This window comes from Lysinibacillus sp. G01H (genome assembly GCF_028872195.1).
GTDB lineage: Bacteria > Bacillota > Bacilli > Bacillales_A > Planococcaceae > Lysinibacillus > Lysinibacillus capsici.
This window is the reverse complement of the sequence record NZ_CP118397.1, coordinates 1,922,824-1,939,787: the sequence shown is the minus strand read 5'-3', so window position 1 is coordinate 1,939,787 and position 16,964 is coordinate 1,922,824. Positions and strand designations below refer to the sequence as shown.

Here is a 16,964-nt window from a genome sequence, read left to right as displayed (position 1 = left end):
TTAGATTCTACAAAGATAACAATAAACCCATTGTTCTTTAAATGAAGAGTGCATTACTTATTAGCGAAATATGCTCCCACTTAAAACACTGGAATCTACTATCCTACTTTTTGTTCTGTCGGTATACAATAAAAGTAAGTCCATTTAATATAAATGTAAAAATGAGAAGAACTGCTGTGGCTATCACGACTGCACGCGTCGTGTCCATGAGTGCCGTCCAATCCTCAATTTTTACTAAATGATAATTATAGAACATCTGAAAACTAATTGAAATAGCAGAGGCACTGATGCTGAGAACGGAAAGGATGCCCCAATTAGAATGTTCATGTTTTTTATTTCCCATGAGATAAATAACTGGAAGTATCCAAGCGATTAGTCCTAGTAAGAGACTGCCAATATTAAGCCAACCAATCATAACGAATCCCTCTTTCTATTTTGTAATGCTGTTTAACAATACTTAACGGTAAATTGTAGGAAAGGTTTCAAATAACTGTATTATTCAACAATATTGCCCTTTAAAAGAAAAAGACACGTTGATTAATAAACGCGCCCCATTGCCGAAAACTATTATTCAATTAAAACTACCATTATAAACTTTATCTTTTCGCTTCACTTGTATTTGCGTAAATATTTTCACTATTAATATACCAACTATTCCACCAAGCATATTACATAATAAGTAGATACCATCTAGAGAACCAATGTTCCTAGGAACTAAACTAAACGACCCTAATAGTAGACGTAAAAGCTCTATTCCTAAACAACACAATATCACTATAAAAATGGCTTTATTTCTATTGTTAAAATGGAAAAGAACGAATAAAAATATCCCTAAAGGAAGTAATAATAAAAAATTATAAACTATAGCTGAATAGCTCCACAAATACATACTGAAGTGGATACCATCAAAAATTCCAAACCAATCATTAGCTGTAATAAAACTCCTACTTTTGTCTGCTGGATTTAGAGGTAAAAGTGTTATTCCCCCTACTTTAATTTGAAGTAAACATAGTAAATAGAAGAGAAAGCTATATAAAGTAACGCGTCTTTGGTTACGCTTGATTTCTTTTCTAAAGTAATCAAGAAATACATCTATAAAAATATAGACCAACAACACTAAAAATCCGAAAGGAACAATATTATATAGAACATAGTTTGTATGCAAGTAAACACCTCCTAAATTTTGTAACAACTATCATTTTACTTATTTTAACAATGTTAGTCAAAACCATTTTTCCATTTAGATGCTTTTAATGTCATATATAAAAAAATACCCCTATAGACCACCATATCTATAGGGGAAAAAACGGTACGATATTATATGAAGTTTAGTAGGTTACCTCGGAATCTTTTCGCTTTGGCGTAAGTGCCGTAAAAAGTGCAATTAAATTAGGAGGAATACTAAATAATAAAAACAGCCAGTTTGTCGTCAGGATCGAGATGATCGTGAATACAATAATGGACGTCATGAAGACGAATAGGCCCACCTTCACACGCGAGGGCTGTAACGGGGCTGCACTGGACATATTGATGGTCAAAATAATCCCAATGATTCCCCAACTCGCTACGTGTGTTAATAAAAGGATACCTAAAACCATAGCAGTGCTTAATTGAATCCCAAAATTGAGTAACGTAAAGAAAACATACAGCGCTCCTAATGTCACATACCAAGAATAGGACCTGGCCTTTTGCCAAATATGGTAGTACAGCTCGTCTTAGCCTCTGTTTTTTCTAGCTTTCTGTCGCCCGAACCACCATCCAAGGAGTCCACTCCCCCATACAAACCAATCATACCCCAGATATTAATCTCCATCATTCATTCTCCTCCTCTTCAAATATAAACACCTCTTCAATTGTGCTATTGAACGCTTTGGAAATGTTGTAGGCAAGTTCTAAGGATGGATTGAATTTTCCAGATTCAATAGCAATGATTGATTGCCGTGAAACGCCAACTTGTTTCGACAATTCTTCCTGCGTAATCTTCTTCAATTTTCGTAATTCTCGAATTCTGTTTTTCATAATGCCTCCTTTATAAATGTAAAGCAAACTATACATTTAATGTTAAGTAAAGTTTACTTTACATCACTACGTATTTCAAGCACACTTTACAATTTAATTTTAAATTAGAAAATGTCTAGGAGACATAACACCAAGATTCAAAAGATCATTAAAAGCTAAACAATGTCGATCTATTATTATGTACTATTTTTGGAAGATTTGATAAATTAAAAGTAAGGAATGTTTTGAGCGTTACAAAAAGGAGGTTATCCAAATGAGTAAAAAAGAACTCTTGCAAAATGGAGTCAATCAGGTGTTTTACGAAGAGGAATGGTACCCACCGTTATCAGACGCATTAAAGAATCTCACTGCTGCGCAAGCTAGTTGGCAACCAGAAGGTAATGCTGCTAATACGATTTGGGAAAACGTAAACCATTTATTAATCTTTAAAGAGCGCTTACTTTCTCGCTTACATAAAGATGAGACATTTGTTGCTCCACAAAATAATGATGAAACGTTTGTCCAAGGAGAAGCCCATGATGAAGATGCTTGGCAAGAAACAGTGAAACGAACACTTCACGTACATGATGCCTTAAAATCTTCATTAGCATCCCTTCAAGAAGAGGCATTAGATCAACCTAGTCCCGCTCTTCCAGTTTGGCAACAATATCTAAATATCCTTTTGCACGACGCTTACCATACAGGACAAATTGTTCAACTTCGTAAACTACAAGGTTCATGGCCAGCTAAGCGCTCCTACTTATAAACGATGATTCCAATTGGTGATTGAAAAGCAGATGCCCCCTAAAGTTAGAGACAAACTACTAACTGTAGGGGGCATATATTTAGTTCGTTTTCATTATCAATCTTAAGCTGTTTATCTACCATAATCAGTGGAACATCACTGATGTCGAGAGAGGTTTTATTAAGTTTACAAGTCTATCGGCTTACCACCTGTCACTCCATAAATCTGACCCGTGATATAACTTCCTTCATCGGAGGCAAGCAGAACATACACTGGTGCAAGCTCTACTGGCTGTCCCGCACGGCCAAGGGGCGTATTTTGGCCAAACTCAGGAATCTCTCCTTCCAATTTTCCATTATCCAACTGCAATGGCGTCCAAATTGGTCCTGGTGCAACACCATTGACACGCACCCCTTTCGAAGCAAAATAGGAGGACAGGGATACCATAAAGTTGCTTATTGCACCTTTTGTCGCAGCATAATCCATTAAAGATGAGGATGGATCGAAAGATTGGACCGATGTGGTGGTGATAATTGCACTTCCTGGTTCCAAATGTTCTTCAGCCGCTTTTACGGTCTCGAACATGCTGATGATGTTTACTTTGAAAGTATCTTGCACTTGTTTAATTGTTAAGTCACTTAGGGAGGGCTGTGCGATCTGTTGCGCAGCATTTAATACAAGAATGTCCAATCCACCAAAGGCTTCCACGGTTTTTGTAACAATCTCTGTCGCTGCGTTATCTTCTCGTAAGTCATACGGTAGCAGCAATGCTTTTCTTCCTGCTTTTTCGATTAATTCTTTAACGACGTTGGCATCTTCCTCTTCACCAGGGAAGAATTGGATGGCTACATTGGCCCCTTCACGTGCATAGGCAATAGCGGCAGCACGGCCAATCCCAGAATCGCCTCCTGTAATTAACGCATTACGCCCTTCTAGACGATTGTATCCTTTATATGATTCTTCTCCGCAGTCAGGTTTGGGGATCATTCCATGCTGTAGCGCTGGCGTGTTCTGTTCTTGATTTGGGAATTTTTCAGTATGAAATTTTTTACGTGGATCGGTTAGATGTGGGTTTCCCATCAACTATCATCTCCTATTTTGAATATTTAGTGACAAACACTTTGTTTGCTTGCACTATTTAAATCCTGTTACATTTTGTTGAATACCCTTTGAACATTTACTTTAAACAGTTTCAGAACCTATGATTGAGTCATTTACTCTTCTTACAAAAGAAAAAACACCCTATGGAAGCGAGCAGACTAGTCCAATGCTAAAATGGATAGTTTGAACACTTACATTGAGTGTTTTAAGAACCTCTATAAAGTAGGTTATGAAAGATATTTTGTATATTTAAATTAACGCCTCAATTGCTTGCGCTACTTGCTCTTCTGTTAAATTGTGACGCACGATGTAGCGATTGCGCGCATGCTTTGTACATTCAATGGTACAGCCACCTAAATGCTTAGCTTCATTTTCTTCAGATGCGATGATTTGCTTGTTACATTCAGGATTTGCACAGTTAATGTAGCGTTCACAAGGTTCACCGTCATAGTGATCACGACCGACAATCACATGCTCTACTTGATTGATTGGCACTGTTAAACGCTCATCGAAAACGTACATTTGCCCATCCCATAATTGACCTTTCGCAACAGGATCTTTTCCATATGTTGCCACGCCACCATGTAATTGACCGACATTGCCAAAGCCTTCACGTTTCATCCAACCCGAAAACTTCTCACAACGAATACCACCCGTGCAATAGGTTAAAACATTTTTCCCTTCGAATAGCTCACGGTTTGCACGGACCCATTCAGGTGTATCACGGAAATTTTTTACCTCTGGTCGAATCGCGCCACGAAAATGGCCGACATCGTATTCATACGTGTTACGCACATCTAATACTACTGTATTTTCATCTTGCATTTCAGCAAGGAATTGTTCTGGTGACAGGTAGCGACCTGTTAATTCATGTGGGTTGACGTCTTCTTCTAAGCCTAAGTTGACTAACTCAGGACGTGGGCGAACGTGCATTTTTTTGAATGCATGTCCTTCTGCCGCATCCATTTTAAAGACAATGCCTTCAAATAATGGGTCTGCTTGCATGTTTGCCATGTATTGCTCTGTTTGCTCAATCGTCCCCGAAACAGTCCCGTTAATACCCTCATTGGCTACTAAAATACGACCTTTTAAACCGATTTCTTTACACATTGCTAAGTGCGTTTCTGAAAACACCGCTGGGTCTTCAATCTTCGTGTAATGGTAATATAATAAAACTTGATAATTCATTGTTTTCCACCTATCATTTCAATATTTGCAGGATATTCCTGATAGTGTCTTTTACGACCTATTAACCATAAAGGATAATCCGTTAATATGCTATCGGTAATTAGACTGAAATGAGTAGAAATATTTTCCCATATTCCGCTAGATGAAAAAAGACACATTCATTCGTTAAACAAATTTTATATTTTTCTTCACCGCATTTTCTACTAAAGCGTAGAGGAAACCCGCAATCCCAAAAATAAGCATGGAATTGACAATACTTATATTATATTCTTCTATAAATCGCGAATCATAGATGATTGTTAAAGAAAAAGCCCCTATTGCCCCACCAAATAAAGTAAAGGGAACCACTTTGAACAGCCCATTTTTCATAAAACGACTCACAATAAATGTTAGCGGTAAAAACGAAATCGGATAGAGAATAAAAGCAAAAGAACCCATTAAGAACATATAACCAACGCCTAAATCACGAAATCCCGTCATATATTCTGATGTTCTGATTTTTCTTCCTTCTAAAACTTCTAAGCCAAATCCTGCTAAGGCAAACAGCACTATAAAAGGTATCCACATGATGAAACAATGATAAAAAATTTTCATTCTAATCCATCCTCTTATGATTTTTATACTTTTAGTACAATTAAACCTCATACTAGATCAAACGAAAATTGTGGAAGAAAGTTACAATATTTCTAACCCGTCAAAAAATCAAAAAAAGCATATTTTAGAGATTGATACGCCTAAAATATGCCCTTCTAATTTCTTCTATTTAAAACACAATCCCAATAATGATCGCGGATAGTACACTTAAAAGTGAGGCACCGTATAGCAATTTTAATCCAAAGCGTGCCACCACGTTGCCCTGCTTTTCATTTAACCCTTTTACTGCACCTACGATAGTACCAATCGAGCCAACGTTAGCAAAGGATATGAGGAAAGCAGAGACAATGGCTGCTGTACGCTCACTGAAGCTATCTTGCTTGGATTTTAACGAAGTCCAGCATGGCAACGAATTCATATTTGAATTCGTTATCCCTATTCTCACCCCATCCATCATTCACAAAAAGGAACATACACCGGTAGCTGTATGTCCCTTTTCGCCTTTATTTCATATACGTATTCAAAACTTTTTCGATGCCCGTGTTAAGCTTGTTGATATCGACTGCTGGCACGGGCTGATTGACAAGCTGATATTTTTCTTTTAGTTTTAGGATTCTTTGGACACTTTCATTTATGCGGTCCTCTGTTATTTCCCCATTGCTGACGGCTACCTTCACCGCTTCTATCGCTGCTGTAATATTGGCATATTCATGAGCGATTAAAATAATATCACTACCAGCCTTGATCGAATCAACAGCTGCTTGCCCGATCGCATAATGATTCGTGATGGCTTTCATCGTCATATCATCAGTCATCACAACACCATCAAAGCCCAGCTGCTTTCTTAGCATACCCGTGATAATTTCCTTCGACATTGAGGAAGGATACTGTGGATCAATTTTTGGCAATAAAATATGTGCGACCATGACGACATCTGCACCATTGTTAATGGCCTCTTTAAATGGGACAAGCTCTAGCTGATTCAAATCGTTCAAGCTTTTTGCCACCTTTGGCAATTCTAAGTGAGAGTCCACAGATGTGTCACCATGCCCAGGGAAATGCTTCACGACAGGAATAACCTGCTCCGACTCCAGACCCTTCATTGTTTGAATGCCCAATTTGCTGACGATAGCTGGATCATTGGAAAACGAACGATCCCCGATAATTGGATTATTCGGATTGCTATTGACATCTAATACAGGCGCAAAGTCCAGATTGAAGCCAAATGCCCTTAATTGCTCTCCTAATAATTGGCCTACTTCAAATGAAAACTTGGATTGGTTAATGTCCCCAATTTTTTGGTTCGTTGGGAAATTGTTTAAAGCGCCTGGTAATCTGACTACTTTTCCACCCTCTTGGTCGGTGCCAAGGAAAAGTGGTAGCTGATTCTTCGAATTGGCAGCCATTAAGTCATTCATCAATGTGACTGTTTGCTGGGGTGTTTCAAGATTATTGCCATAAAGGATCAAACCACCTACTTTAGCCTTTTGAATAAGGCTTGTTGTCTCCGGCTGAAGCGTCGTGCCTGAAACACCTGCAAACATCATTTGACCGATTTTCTCGTCCAATGTCATTTGTTCCAGCCTATCTGGCGCTTGTGGCTTAAGTTCCGTATAGACTGATATATGATGAACGGCAGGATTGGCATCACTGTCAGTCGGTTTGGGTAAAATCCACTTTAATTGATAGCTGGCATTTACTTGGTAGACAAGAATAATTTGATTGGTTGATGGATCCTGATAGTAACGAACTTCATCAGGTTCACCCAACTTATTTTTAATATCTGCTAAACGAATGCTTTTGATATTCTCTTTCGATGAACGGATATCGAAGGCCTGTGAACCTCGATAACCAATCGTCACATCCTCATAATCTTCATATTGTCCATTGGCGGATTCAGTGACCTGCTGCGGTTCTCCCCATTGCTCACGAACCGCTTGTTGTTCTGTATCTCCTGCTGCAAATGGCACATCAGGTACTTTTCCTTCTCGTGCTAATTGAGCAATCTCCTGTATGAGAACCTCAATATTCTCTGAACCACCTTCCTGTTCAGACGCATCCTCTTGAACGGGCGTTGTCTCAGGATTTCTAGTCGGTTGTGTGACTGGTCTCATTTTCATGCCGATAAAAAAGGCTAGACCCATTAACATCAGCACAAGAATTAGCAGCACACCACGTCTTCTTTTATGCATGTAAAAACCTCCTTCACCAAGCCATTTGGCGACATCGAAACAAATCTATCAACTAACGTTATCATAACTGTCAACTGAATTCAAAACTCACGCTGTGAACAGAATCGCAGCCTTCAATAGAAAATATTATCGTAAGCTAGCAAAAATGCAAAAGAAGATGTTAAAATATTCACATAAAGGGGGATATAACACATGGGGAAATTAAGTAAAAGAAATATATTGTGGATTGTGCCAATCGGTATCTTAGCGGTATTTTGGTACTTCTATGGTCCACAAAAGGATATTACCGACAATGAATATATTACATACGTAAAAAACTATTCCTATGAAAATAGTACAAAAACTTTGGAGAGTGCCTTTGCCTCTGCCTGTGAAAATCCATATTGGGTCTATTTTGAAACACAAAAGGGACAGGATGTTGTAGAGTTTGAGGGTGATTGCACGGTTAACAATGAAATAGCCAAAGTCAATGTACAGTTTCTTGTAGACAACGACATCACAAGTGTTCAATCAGGTGCAATGCTTGTCGATAGTAAAATGCAGGAAGAAGCAGACCGCGATAAATTTTTGCTAGCACTTGCTAAATAATGAGGGTTTGCTCTGGGAAAGCGGATAAAATGTACAAAGTAGTGGATAGCAATCCTAAAGTGACGGATAGAAAGTTAAAAGTGGCGGATAAATCCTGTAAATTGATGGATATAGCTCTGTGAAAGCAGAGTAATATTTTGATGCTGCAATCGAATAAAAATGGAGAGGGTTGATCCTCTCCAGAAGGTGGTTATTATTTTTTCTTAGCGATCCAAATCGTCCATCGATCCTTTTCCATAATGGAACCTTCTGTTGTGATCGCATTCCTTATATCCTCAAGAAGGGTCGATAATTGGTTGTCATTCAATTCATGTAATAGACTACGCCCCACTCTACCTTGTAAATCAGCCAATAATTGCTCCTTATTGGCATAGACCTGTCTCGTCTCCCATAGTTTTAGCTCACTAATTTCTTGAAAGCCTACTTCTTGTAAGCTTTCTGTCACCAACTGACTATTGTGTCTGCGCTCTACTTCCTTTTGAATAAGCGAAGGAAAACTTTTAAAGAAATAGCCCCTTATATGATGAGCATCCCCTGGAAGTAAGCAATCCTCTGGGGTGCGATCCTGTACGATAAAATAACCGCCTTTCTGTAAAAGCCGAAATGCCTCTTGAAAGCATGCTTTGACATCTTGTATATGATGAATTAAGGCTCGTTCAAGCACGATATCAAAAGTATCCCCTGCAAGCCCTGTATTGAAAGCATTTCCTTGGACAAATGTGATTTGCGGATATGCTCGACAATTTTCTTTCGCTCCGTCTAGCATGGATAGTGAAAAGTCTACACCTGTTACAGATGCCACCCCCATGTCGACAAGTGCCTTGGCATAAATTCCTCCGCCACAGCCGATATCTACTGCCTTTCCCATACGATGAAAAGGAATATGTTTCGCTAACGCTGCCTTCCATGAGCTATCTGCCTGTCTTGTTGTATAAGACGTACGATGTTGCTGATTGTGGAAATCAATCCCCATTCTCTTCACCCTCCCCTTTTATTTTAGTGTACTAGTAGATCAACCATAAGAAAAATCTATAATTATTATGAAAATACATAAGATTACCTTATCAAACGAAAAACCCATGCAAGGAAATGCATGGGTTGAACTTCCATTAACTATTTCTAGTAGGATGGGTGGACTTTAATATGGTCCGTTCAATTATTCTAATTTCGTTATTTAGTTTTGTAATCGCCGCTTCAATTTGTTGATACCGCTCCATTCGCTTGACCTTCTCAGTTGGAATGGAATCCTTTAAAGCAGCCTGTCCTGCGTATAAGCTTGACAGTAAATCTAGCTTTTGAAAATAAGCTGTGCTATATTGCTCCATAACACCCAGCCCCTCATCTGTTACTTTTTTACACGAACTTATGAATTGTTGTTCATATAAGAACTATAACCGAAAAAAGCAGCCTCAAAACTCGATCTAAATTATTATTTATTATCCATTTCCAAGTAAATGATTATTCTATAAAAGCGCTAAAGCTACGTTAATCATCTTTTTTTAACAAAGAATAGATAAATGTATCATGTGCTTGTCCCTTTTGATACATATAGTCCCTCAATATGCCTTCCTGTTGGAATCCAAGCTGAATTAAAAGCTTGGAAGATGCCTCATTCTCTAAAAAAACAATGGCTCCAATCCTGTTTAAGTTCATATCCCCAAAACCATATGCAATTACTTTCTGCACAGCTTCTTTTGTATAACCCTGCCGCCAGTAATCAGGATGAATTTCATAGCCAATTTCTGCTCGTTGATGTGCCGCTGACCATAAATGGAAGCCAACTGTACCAATCACTTCATTCGAGTCTTTTCGTTCAATTCCCCAACGAATCCCGCGCTTTTCCTCAAAGGTTTTGGCAAATTGCTTGATTAATTGCTCGGCCTGCTTTAAGTCGGCAAAAGGCTCCTGCCCATAATAGCGTGTTAAAGCCTCATTGGAAAAACAACGAAAAATCGCAGGAACATCCTCCTCTGTGAGTTCTCTTAATCTCAGTCTTGCCGTCTCTAATTCTGGAAACATGCTGTTCCCCTCCTCTACCATCCATATCATTCTCTACTCTTCCTTCAAAATCCTTTTTTAGCAACATAAACGTGCAAACCTCAAAGTAGGCTTGCACGTTTGATTAACCAAAGGCTTGTGCTGCTAGAGCAAATAATGTTTGATTTCTTGTAGGTATTTTTTTGGCATTACGGATCATGATTGGTGGTGTTGCAGCCATCGTAAAACCACTCTGTTGTAAAATTGGACCAAGCTCCATTTGAACAGATGGACAGTCGATACGTAATTTCCCCTGATAGCCCTTAGCCAATTCATTGATAATATGATGCGCTATTTCTTTACTTGGCGCAACGATTGGTCCTAAAAGAAGATAAATCGGCCCCGCGATTGTTAAGCCATAGCCAATCATTTGATTGTCTTGATTTTTCACAACAACACAGCGCTGTGACTGCTGTATTCTTTTACGCAGAAAGATTCTTCTACTATCCCCAAAGGCTGCTGCGTCAAGCTTGGCAAGCTGTTCAAAATCCTGCTCTTGAAATTCTTTGATGGTGCCTAAAAAATCGGATTCTCTTGTCGTCTCAACAAATTTGTCTGCCAAATATTTATGTACATGCTCAACAGTCGTGAAGCCCATCTTTTGATATAAAGGTTGTCCTTCTTTTGTAGCTACGAGCATAATCGCTGTTTTCACTGAAACACTATCGATACAGGCTTGTGTAACGATTCTACCTAAGCCAAAACCTCTGCATTGCTCATGCACAATCACCATACCAATGGAAGCTACATTTGTATCGTAGGGAATAATGGCTGCACAGGAAACAATTTTCCCTTCCCTATTTTTATGTCCAACTATTCTACCTGCTGCCATAATCGTTTCAATTTCGTAGGCATCGTAATCCCATCCAACGGAAGCTGATAGCTCGATTAATCCCTGAATATCGGTAGAAGTAAATAAAGTTAGCTCAAAATTCAATTAGATACACCCTCTGTCATCCAAATTTAAAAGAACGTTTGTTCCATTTTACAAAATCCCCCTTCCATGTACAAGCAATATCTCTTAGCTTTAGCAATTATTACTATATAAGTATTGTAAAATAGCCTATAATAGTTGCTAGACTATGCACTCCTACTTCAAGCATATAAAGGTGATTTCAACATGACATCCTATGAACGTATTCTTATAATGGTCCCGCCGTTTCCCTAGCTACGCAATCTACTTGTATCTAACAAAGTAGAATTTTGCTTGTAGGAGGGCAATATGTTGAAAAAACAGGCAGTACCATCTTTATTATTAATGATTGTTCTTGTGGCTTTTCCACAAATTAGTGAAACAATATACACACCATCACTTCCGGACATTGCCTCTGCACTTGGTGTAGCCAATAGCTCTGTCCAATTAACATTAAGTATCTATTTTATTGGCTTTGCATTCGGCGTTTTCTGCTGGGGATGGATTTCTGATTTGATTGGCCGTAGACCTGCCATGCTAGGCGGTTTAATTTTTTATGGAATAGGTAGCCTACTCTGCTTTTATGCAGAGACAATTCCTTTTCTATTAGCAAGTCGATTGCTCCAAGCATTCGGCGCTGCCACTGGCTCCATTATTACGCAAACCATTTTGCGTGAAAGTGTGACGGGAAGTCAACGCCATGCAATGTTTGCTCAAATTTCAGCCGTCATTGCCTTTACCCCAGCGGTAGGGCCGTTGATTGGTGGTTGGGTGGATCAAGCACTAGGCTTTCGAGCCGTGTTTTTTGTCCTTGTCATCATGAGTATCCTGTTGTTTATCTATGCTTATTGCAGACTTCCAGAAACAACCAACCCTGTAACAAGACAAAGAACAGCGATTTTGCCTGTCGTCAAACGCATTTTCGCTTCACCCATCGTGCTTGTCTATGGTCTACTAATTGGAGGCATCAATGGTATTCTATTTAGCTACTATGCCGAAGCACCCTTTATATTCATTGAGCATTTCCGACTGTCACCTGGCCTGTACGGATTTCTTGGCATTATAGTTGCCCTTGCTTCCATAATAGGGGCTATGATTTCAAAGCGACTCGTCATCAGCCATCCGCCACAAAAAATCATTCATGTTGGCTGTTTGGTAATGCTTGGTGGCACTTTGCTTTTGACCATCGTCTGTACGCTACCATTGCACGCGAGCATGATGGCCATTAGTATGCTGATTACTATTTTTATAACACTGCTAGGCTCGGGCATTGCACTTCCTAATTGCTTAAGTTTAGCGTTAGTAGATTTTCAGGATGTCATTGGCACAGCAGGCGCTATCTTTAGTCTCGGCTATTACTTACTCGTCAGTGCCATCACATCTGGTATGAGCTTACTGCATAACGGTTCTTTACTGACAATGCCACTCTATTTCTTAGGTCTATCCTTGATGATGTGGCTTTGCGGGAGAAAGTTTATTCGATAATGGAAGAAAGCGGGCTTCCAATCGCTATTGCTTTTAGATAGATGAAAGACTAGAACAAAACCTCTTCTCCGAATAGAAAAAGTGGGTGAAATTTTACTCTTCGTAAAATTTCACCCACTTTGATTATAGGATTGCCTAGCTCTAACTTTTTCCACTGGCACCTATTGAATTTTCTCACTCAAACTGTAAATGCTACTGACAAAGATTGAACTATGTCAGTAGGCATCGGGCAGTGATCTAACTATCTCCTGATGCATAAAACTGATATAATAGATATACCATTAAAGTGAGGGGTGTTATTTATGAAAGAAAATTCATCCTTAGAACGTAAAAAGCAAGTGCAATTCGCAGTTGGTATGGCGGCCATTGACGGTGGAAAACCGAGCGCATTTACACAGAACCTCTTAAACCAATATGAAAATGGTCAAGTATCATCCAGCCAATTGAAACAAGCGATTGTGGAAAAATATACAAGGGTTTCACAGTAGTTTATGGACCTATATATTTATCCTAATACAAATGTCTTAATCAACAAATTAAATATTCGAGATGAACAACAATTGATTGACGTTGAAGCACAACTGTTAATCGCTGGGATTATAGATATTTCTTCTATCACGCAGGATATTGACTTCCAAAAATATAAAAGTCTCCAAACGATTCATCACTTCCTTTTTCATGAGCTATATTCATGGGCAGGAGAATTCCGAACAGTCAATATTTATAAAAGTGAACATGTTTTAAATGGATTATCTGTTGCTTATAGTGATAAAGATCACATTGTATCTGATTTAAAAACTATTTTCAGTTGGTCTAAATCTAAGCAATGGAAGTATTCTAATCCTCGCCTTGTAGAGGACTTTTCTTCATTTATGACAAAACTTTGGCGTGTTCATCCTTTCCGAGAAGGAAATACGCGAACGGTATCGATTTTCATGAAGCTTTTTGCTGAAGCAAATAGGCTAGACTTCAATGCTCAATTACTCTCACAGCATGCAGGATATTTACGAAATGCACTAGTTCTTACCGCAGTAGAAGAAGCTCCGGAACCACAATATTTATTGAAGATGATGACAGATGCACTGGATGTAGCTGATTTCAATAAATTTAAGGTTGACGATGAAACGTCTAGTAATTATCAATTAATTGGGCATTATGATGTTTCCAAATATAAAGAAAAGCCCTTTGAAACGGATTAAGGAATGATTTATTTACCGTTTAAGTATGTTTTAGTTATTTAACACACTAAAAAGGATGGTGATTTGTAATGGAATCATCATCCTTTTTATATTTATTTCACAAAAGGTATCAATTCATTCATTTAAAACCTTTTACTCTTAGAAAAATCACCTCCCAATTGAAATTTAGTTTTTAACCCCATATTCAATCGAAGGTGTTTTTTTATTTGTCTATACTGTTGAGGTCAGTCCTCAACATCAAGTTTCCACTTTTTATACACCTACTAGTTTTTCCTAGCTATTTCTCTATCCTTGAAAATAATAATCCAACACTTCCTGAGGGGTATGAAAAACTTTGTTGCTTTGCGTTTTATAAAGAAATTTGGGATTCGTACAGGCTTTCTCTAGACTTTTTGCTTGCTTTAGCTTATCCGTCATTTGCTCAATAATATCTGTGTAGCCATCGAGCTGGTTTGAAATTTTCGGTAGCATCGTTGGTGAGATATCGAGTACAATAGAGACTTGATCCTCAGCATAACTATTTAAATTGATAAAAAAGCATTCTTCCAAATGCTTTGAATGTTTATCTACATTAATGACAGCCTCTTGATAATTGGCGATTAACCCTGTTGATGTATTCGTAATTGTAAAGCCTTGCTGTGTCAAATGCTGTTCAACCAGCTTTAAAAACTGCTCGACCTCTGCATCTAGCTTTGGTGTAACATTGGATTGAATTAAATCATTACATTTTTGATAAATGGTATCTATTTCAGTCTGTTTTTCCACAAGTAATTTAAAATTAGACATTGAATACACGCTTCATCTCCCCTTTTTACTAAGGTAGACATTCATAAAGCGTTTTAGTCATGATCACGAAAAATAACAATTAAAAGGAGAAGTCGATGATTAGAAATTCTGTCAAAGCCATCATCATCATGGATGGGAAACTATTGCTAACAAAAAATCAAGATGTCGAGGGCTACTTTTACCTTTGCCCAGGCGGTGGGCAGGAGCATGGAGAGACCTTTCACAAGACATTGCAAAGGGAATGCCTTGAGGAAATTGGCTCCTCCGTTCACATTGGAGAGCTGTTATTTATCCGTGAATACATCGGACAAAATCATGAGCATGCCGCCTTTGACGCTGATGTACATCAGGTAGAATATTATTTCCTCTGTCAGGTAAATGCGCAAACTTGTCAACCAACCAATCCAGATAGTCTTCAAATTGGAACCCAATGGATACCGATTGAAAAGCTTCATACATATAGACTTTACCCCAAAGCGCTTATCCAACCGTTACAGCAGTTTATACGAGGACAGCAAACAACAATCTATTTGGGCGATGTCAATTAAAACAGGCTATCTATTTCCTTAGACAGCCTATTGTTAAGGAAGCACTTTCACCATCGTATAGTAGCTACTGCCTGGTGGATAATCTTTAATTTCTCCCACTACTTGATAGCCATGAGCCTCATAAAAGGAACGCGCTTGAAACTCGTAGGTTGTCAGTAGGGCTTTTGTTGCCCCCATGTCCTTGGCTACTAACTCTGCCTGAGCTAAGAGTTTTGTGCCCATTCCCTTTCCACGATATTCTTCACTAAACCAAAATTTATGTATTTCTACCCATCCCCAGTAGACTTCAGCTGTTATACCACCTATCCATTGCTGCTGCTGATCTGTGACGATTAACTGTAAAGGAAGAACCGCATCCTTCTTTCTACTTTCACGATGATGAGGAGATTGCTCATTATTATAGGCACGAATTTTTTCGCTTAAAAAATTCGTAAAATCCTCATGCTGTTCCCGTAAAACCTCTACTTGATATTCCATCTCGCTCCTCCTATTCCTGATAACGCTTTATCAGCTTGTCTTGATGAGCTGCAAATATTTTTTCTAATGGAATATCGTACTGATTAGCAATCACGATAAGATTTCCTAGGACATCCCCTAGCTCTTCAATTAGCTCCTGCTTATTTTCTTCAAAGGATTGTGTTTTTTCATCTGGTCGATCTCTACCAATCTCGATTGCTCGAATCGCCCTTGCTACCTCACCTGTTTCTTCTGCCAAGAAGCCAATACGTGTAAAAATATTAAGCTCTGACCAGCCACGTGCTTCATAGTAATCCTTTACCCAGCGTTGAAAGTCATTTAGTTCCAATTCTACTTCCTCCATTTCCTTCCTCTTCAAAATAAATTATACTATAAAAGAATTCGATCAGATATGGAGGAAATCAGCTATGAAAAGTATTGCCGTATTTTGTGGATCCAGTCTAGGGGCTTCCGACGCTTATCGTCAAGGAGCGATTTTACTAGGAAAAGAATTAGCTAAAAGACAAATTACGCTTATTTATGGTGGTGCTTCTGTAGGCATCATGGCAACAGTAGCGAATACAGTGCTAGAAGAAGGCGGCAAGGTCATTGGGGTGATTCCGACATTATTAGAAGAACGTGAAATTGCGCATCAACAGCTGACAGAGCTGATTGTTGTAAAGACGATGCATGAACGTAAAAGTAAAATGATGGAATTAGCAGATGGCTTTATTGCCCTTCCTGGTGGACCTGGAACATTAGAGGAATTTTTTGAAGTATTTACGTGGAATCAAATCGGTCTGCTTCAAAAACCTTGTGCTATTTTCAATATGGAACGCTATTTTGATTTATTAATATCATTCTTTGACCATATGCAAAATGAGCAATTTTTAAAAGCACAATATCGTGAGGCACTTATTGTTGATGAGGACGCAGCAGCCCTATTAGATAAATGCGAAAGCTTTGTTCCTCCAGCTGTGAAAACCTATGAATTAAGCAAATAATAACGTGGTGAGGTTGGACCTAATTGGACTAACCTCACCTTTTTCTTACCTAATCCCCAATACTATCCTACGTTACTATGCAAAACAAAAGATGGATCCGGTCGTTCAGATTACTAGAGATTTGGCTACT

General features: G+C 38.6%; 23 protein-coding genes and 1 pseudogene. 7 read left to right on the top strand and 17 right to left on the bottom strand.

The window, feature by feature from the left end:
* Positions 1-103 precede the first annotated feature (103 nt).
* The 5 genes from PSR12_RS09555 to PSR12_RS09535 all read right to left on the bottom strand — a co-directional run bounded on the left by PSR12_RS09555 (position 104) and on the right by PSR12_RS09535 (position 2,019).
* Positions 104-415 carry a hypothetical protein gene (locus PSR12_RS09555; protein ID WP_221683127.1) on the bottom strand — a complete coding sequence of 104 codons (312 nt, stop codon included), beginning with the start codon at positions 413-415 and terminating at the stop codon, positions 104-106.
* A 156-nt stretch (positions 416-571) separates the two neighbouring features.
* Complete coding sequence (locus PSR12_RS09550) at positions 572-1,165, bottom strand: VanZ family protein (protein WP_274772859.1); 594 nt, start codon at positions 1,163-1,165, stop codon at positions 572-574.
* Between the two features lie 163 nt (positions 1,166-1,328).
* Positions 1,329-1,664 carry a hypothetical protein gene (locus PSR12_RS09545; RefSeq protein WP_274772857.1) on the bottom strand — a complete coding sequence of 112 codons (336 nt, stop codon included), beginning with the start codon at positions 1,662-1,664 and terminating at the stop codon, positions 1,329-1,331.
* Positions 1,661-1,816, bottom strand: coding sequence for a hypothetical protein (locus PSR12_RS09540; RefSeq protein WP_274772855.1), 156 nt, complete (start codon positions 1,814-1,816; stop codon positions 1,661-1,663). The genes PSR12_RS09545 and PSR12_RS09540 overlap by 4 nt, the downstream gene beginning before the upstream one ends.
* Complete coding sequence (locus PSR12_RS09535) at positions 1,813-2,019, bottom strand: helix-turn-helix transcriptional regulator (protein ID WP_004228831.1); 207 nt, start codon at positions 2,017-2,019, stop codon at positions 1,813-1,815. The genes PSR12_RS09540 and PSR12_RS09535 overlap by 4 nt, the downstream gene beginning before the upstream one ends.
* 253 nt (positions 2,020-2,272) lie before the next feature.
* Between PSR12_RS09535 and PSR12_RS09530 the strand changes: the two genes are divergently transcribed.
* Positions 2,273-2,764, top strand: coding sequence for a DinB family protein (locus tag PSR12_RS09530; RefSeq protein WP_202341906.1), 492 nt, complete (start codon positions 2,273-2,275; stop codon positions 2,762-2,764).
* A 165-nt stretch (positions 2,765-2,929) separates the two neighbouring features.
* On the opposite strand, the gene PSR12_RS09525 is transcribed toward PSR12_RS09530, so the two are convergent.
* The 5 genes and pseudogenes from PSR12_RS09525 to nagZ all read right to left on the bottom strand — a co-directional run bounded on the left by PSR12_RS09525 (position 2,930) and on the right by nagZ (position 7,818).
* Positions 2,930-3,823 carry an SDR family oxidoreductase gene (locus PSR12_RS09525; RefSeq protein ID WP_221683129.1) on the bottom strand — a complete coding sequence of 298 codons (894 nt, stop codon included), beginning with the start codon at positions 3,821-3,823 and terminating at the stop codon, positions 2,930-2,932.
* A gap of 270 nt (positions 3,824-4,093) precedes the next feature.
* Positions 4,094-5,032 carry an oxygen-dependent tRNA uridine(34) hydroxylase TrhO gene (gene trhO / locus PSR12_RS09520; protein WP_221683130.1) on the bottom strand — a complete coding sequence of 313 codons (939 nt, stop codon included), beginning with the start codon at positions 5,030-5,032 and terminating at the stop codon, positions 4,094-4,096.
* A 165-nt stretch (positions 5,033-5,197) separates the two neighbouring features.
* Positions 5,198-5,626, bottom strand: coding sequence for a hypothetical protein (locus tag PSR12_RS09515; RefSeq protein WP_221683210.1), 429 nt, complete (start codon positions 5,624-5,626; stop codon positions 5,198-5,200).
* Between the two features lie 169 nt (positions 5,627-5,795).
* A pseudogene (locus tag PSR12_RS09510) lies at positions 5,796-5,996 on the bottom strand (nucleoside transporter C-terminal domain-containing protein); the annotation flags it as partial.
* A gap of 133 nt (positions 5,997-6,129) precedes the next feature.
* Positions 6,130-7,818: a beta-N-acetylhexosaminidase gene (gene nagZ, locus PSR12_RS09505; protein ID WP_274772852.1), complete on the bottom strand. Its 1,689-nt coding sequence runs from the start codon at positions 7,816-7,818 to the stop codon at positions 6,130-6,132.
* Positions 7,819-8,010: 192 nt separating this feature from the next.
* Between nagZ and PSR12_RS09500 the strand changes: the two genes are divergently transcribed.
* Complete coding sequence (locus PSR12_RS09500) at positions 8,011-8,406, top strand: glucosamine 6-phosphate synthetase (protein WP_221683207.1); 396 nt, start codon at positions 8,011-8,013, stop codon at positions 8,404-8,406.
* 193 nt (positions 8,407-8,599) lie between these two features.
* Here the strand turns inward: PSR12_RS09500 and PSR12_RS09495 are convergent, their stop codons facing one another.
* From PSR12_RS09495 to PSR12_RS09480, 4 genes are all read right to left on the bottom strand, one after another.
* Positions 8,600-9,379, bottom strand: a complete 780-nt coding sequence (locus tag PSR12_RS09495; RefSeq protein ID WP_274772851.1) for a class I SAM-dependent methyltransferase — start codon at positions 9,377-9,379, stop codon at positions 8,600-8,602.
* Between the two features lie 136 nt (positions 9,380-9,515).
* On the bottom strand, positions 9,516-9,731 hold the full coding sequence (locus PSR12_RS09490; RefSeq protein ID WP_221683205.1) for a hypothetical protein: 216 nt from the start codon (positions 9,729-9,731) through the stop codon (positions 9,516-9,518).
* Positions 9,732-9,891: 160 nt separating this feature from the next.
* Entirely contained in the window at positions 9,892-10,425 is a 534-nt protein-coding gene (locus PSR12_RS09485; RefSeq protein ID WP_221683204.1) for a GNAT family N-acetyltransferase, read from the bottom strand.
* A gap of 103 nt (positions 10,426-10,528) precedes the next feature.
* Entirely contained in the window at positions 10,529-11,380 is an 852-nt protein-coding gene (locus tag PSR12_RS09480; protein WP_274772848.1) for a GNAT family N-acetyltransferase, read from the bottom strand.
* Between the two features lie 288 nt (positions 11,381-11,668).
* On the opposite strand from PSR12_RS09480, the gene PSR12_RS09475 reads away from it, so the two are divergent.
* From PSR12_RS09475 to PSR12_RS09465, 3 genes are all read left to right on the top strand, one after another.
* Positions 11,669-12,841 carry a multidrug effflux MFS transporter gene (locus PSR12_RS09475; protein WP_274773457.1) on the top strand — a complete coding sequence of 391 codons (1,173 nt, stop codon included), beginning with the start codon at positions 11,669-11,671 and terminating at the stop codon, positions 12,839-12,841.
* Positions 12,842-13,143: 302 nt separating this feature from the next.
* Positions 13,144-13,329, top strand: a complete 186-nt coding sequence (locus PSR12_RS09470) for an antitoxin VbhA family protein (protein ID WP_221683202.1) — start codon at positions 13,144-13,146, stop codon at positions 13,327-13,329.
* A 3-nt stretch (positions 13,330-13,332) separates the two neighbouring features.
* Positions 13,333-14,040 (top strand): Fic/DOC family protein, encoded by a 708-nt coding sequence (locus PSR12_RS09465; RefSeq protein ID WP_274772845.1) that lies wholly within the window; start codon positions 13,333-13,335, stop codon positions 14,038-14,040.
* Between the two features lie 285 nt (positions 14,041-14,325).
* Here PSR12_RS09465 and PSR12_RS09460 read toward each other — a convergent pair whose 3' ends face one another.
* Positions 14,326-14,826 (bottom strand): hypothetical protein, encoded by a 501-nt coding sequence (locus PSR12_RS09460; RefSeq protein WP_255601736.1) that lies wholly within the window; start codon positions 14,824-14,826, stop codon positions 14,326-14,328.
* Positions 14,827-14,921: 95 nt separating this feature from the next.
* Between PSR12_RS09460 and PSR12_RS09455 the strand changes: the two genes are divergently transcribed.
* Positions 14,922-15,374: an NUDIX domain-containing protein gene (locus PSR12_RS09455; protein WP_221683199.1), complete on the top strand. Its 453-nt coding sequence runs from the start codon at positions 14,922-14,924 to the stop codon at positions 15,372-15,374.
* A 33-nt stretch (positions 15,375-15,407) separates the two neighbouring features.
* Here the strand turns inward: PSR12_RS09455 and PSR12_RS09450 are convergent, their stop codons facing one another.
* Positions 15,408-15,851 carry a GNAT family N-acetyltransferase gene (locus tag PSR12_RS09450; RefSeq protein ID WP_221683198.1) on the bottom strand — a complete coding sequence of 148 codons (444 nt, stop codon included), beginning with the start codon at positions 15,849-15,851 and terminating at the stop codon, positions 15,408-15,410.
* Between the two features lie 10 nt (positions 15,852-15,861).
* On the bottom strand, positions 15,862-16,194 hold the full coding sequence (locus tag PSR12_RS09445) for a MazG nucleotide pyrophosphohydrolase domain-containing protein (RefSeq protein WP_370635396.1): 333 nt from the start codon (positions 16,192-16,194) through the stop codon (positions 15,862-15,864).
* Positions 16,195-16,258: 64 nt separating this feature from the next.
* Here PSR12_RS09445 and PSR12_RS09440 point away from each other — a divergent pair, with 64 nt between their 5' ends.
* The gene (locus PSR12_RS09440; RefSeq protein WP_009371001.1) at positions 16,259-16,834 is read left to right on the top strand and encodes an LOG family protein; all 576 of its coding nucleotides are present in this window, start codon (positions 16,259-16,261) and stop codon (positions 16,832-16,834) included.
* Positions 16,835-16,964: the final 130 nt, after the last annotated feature.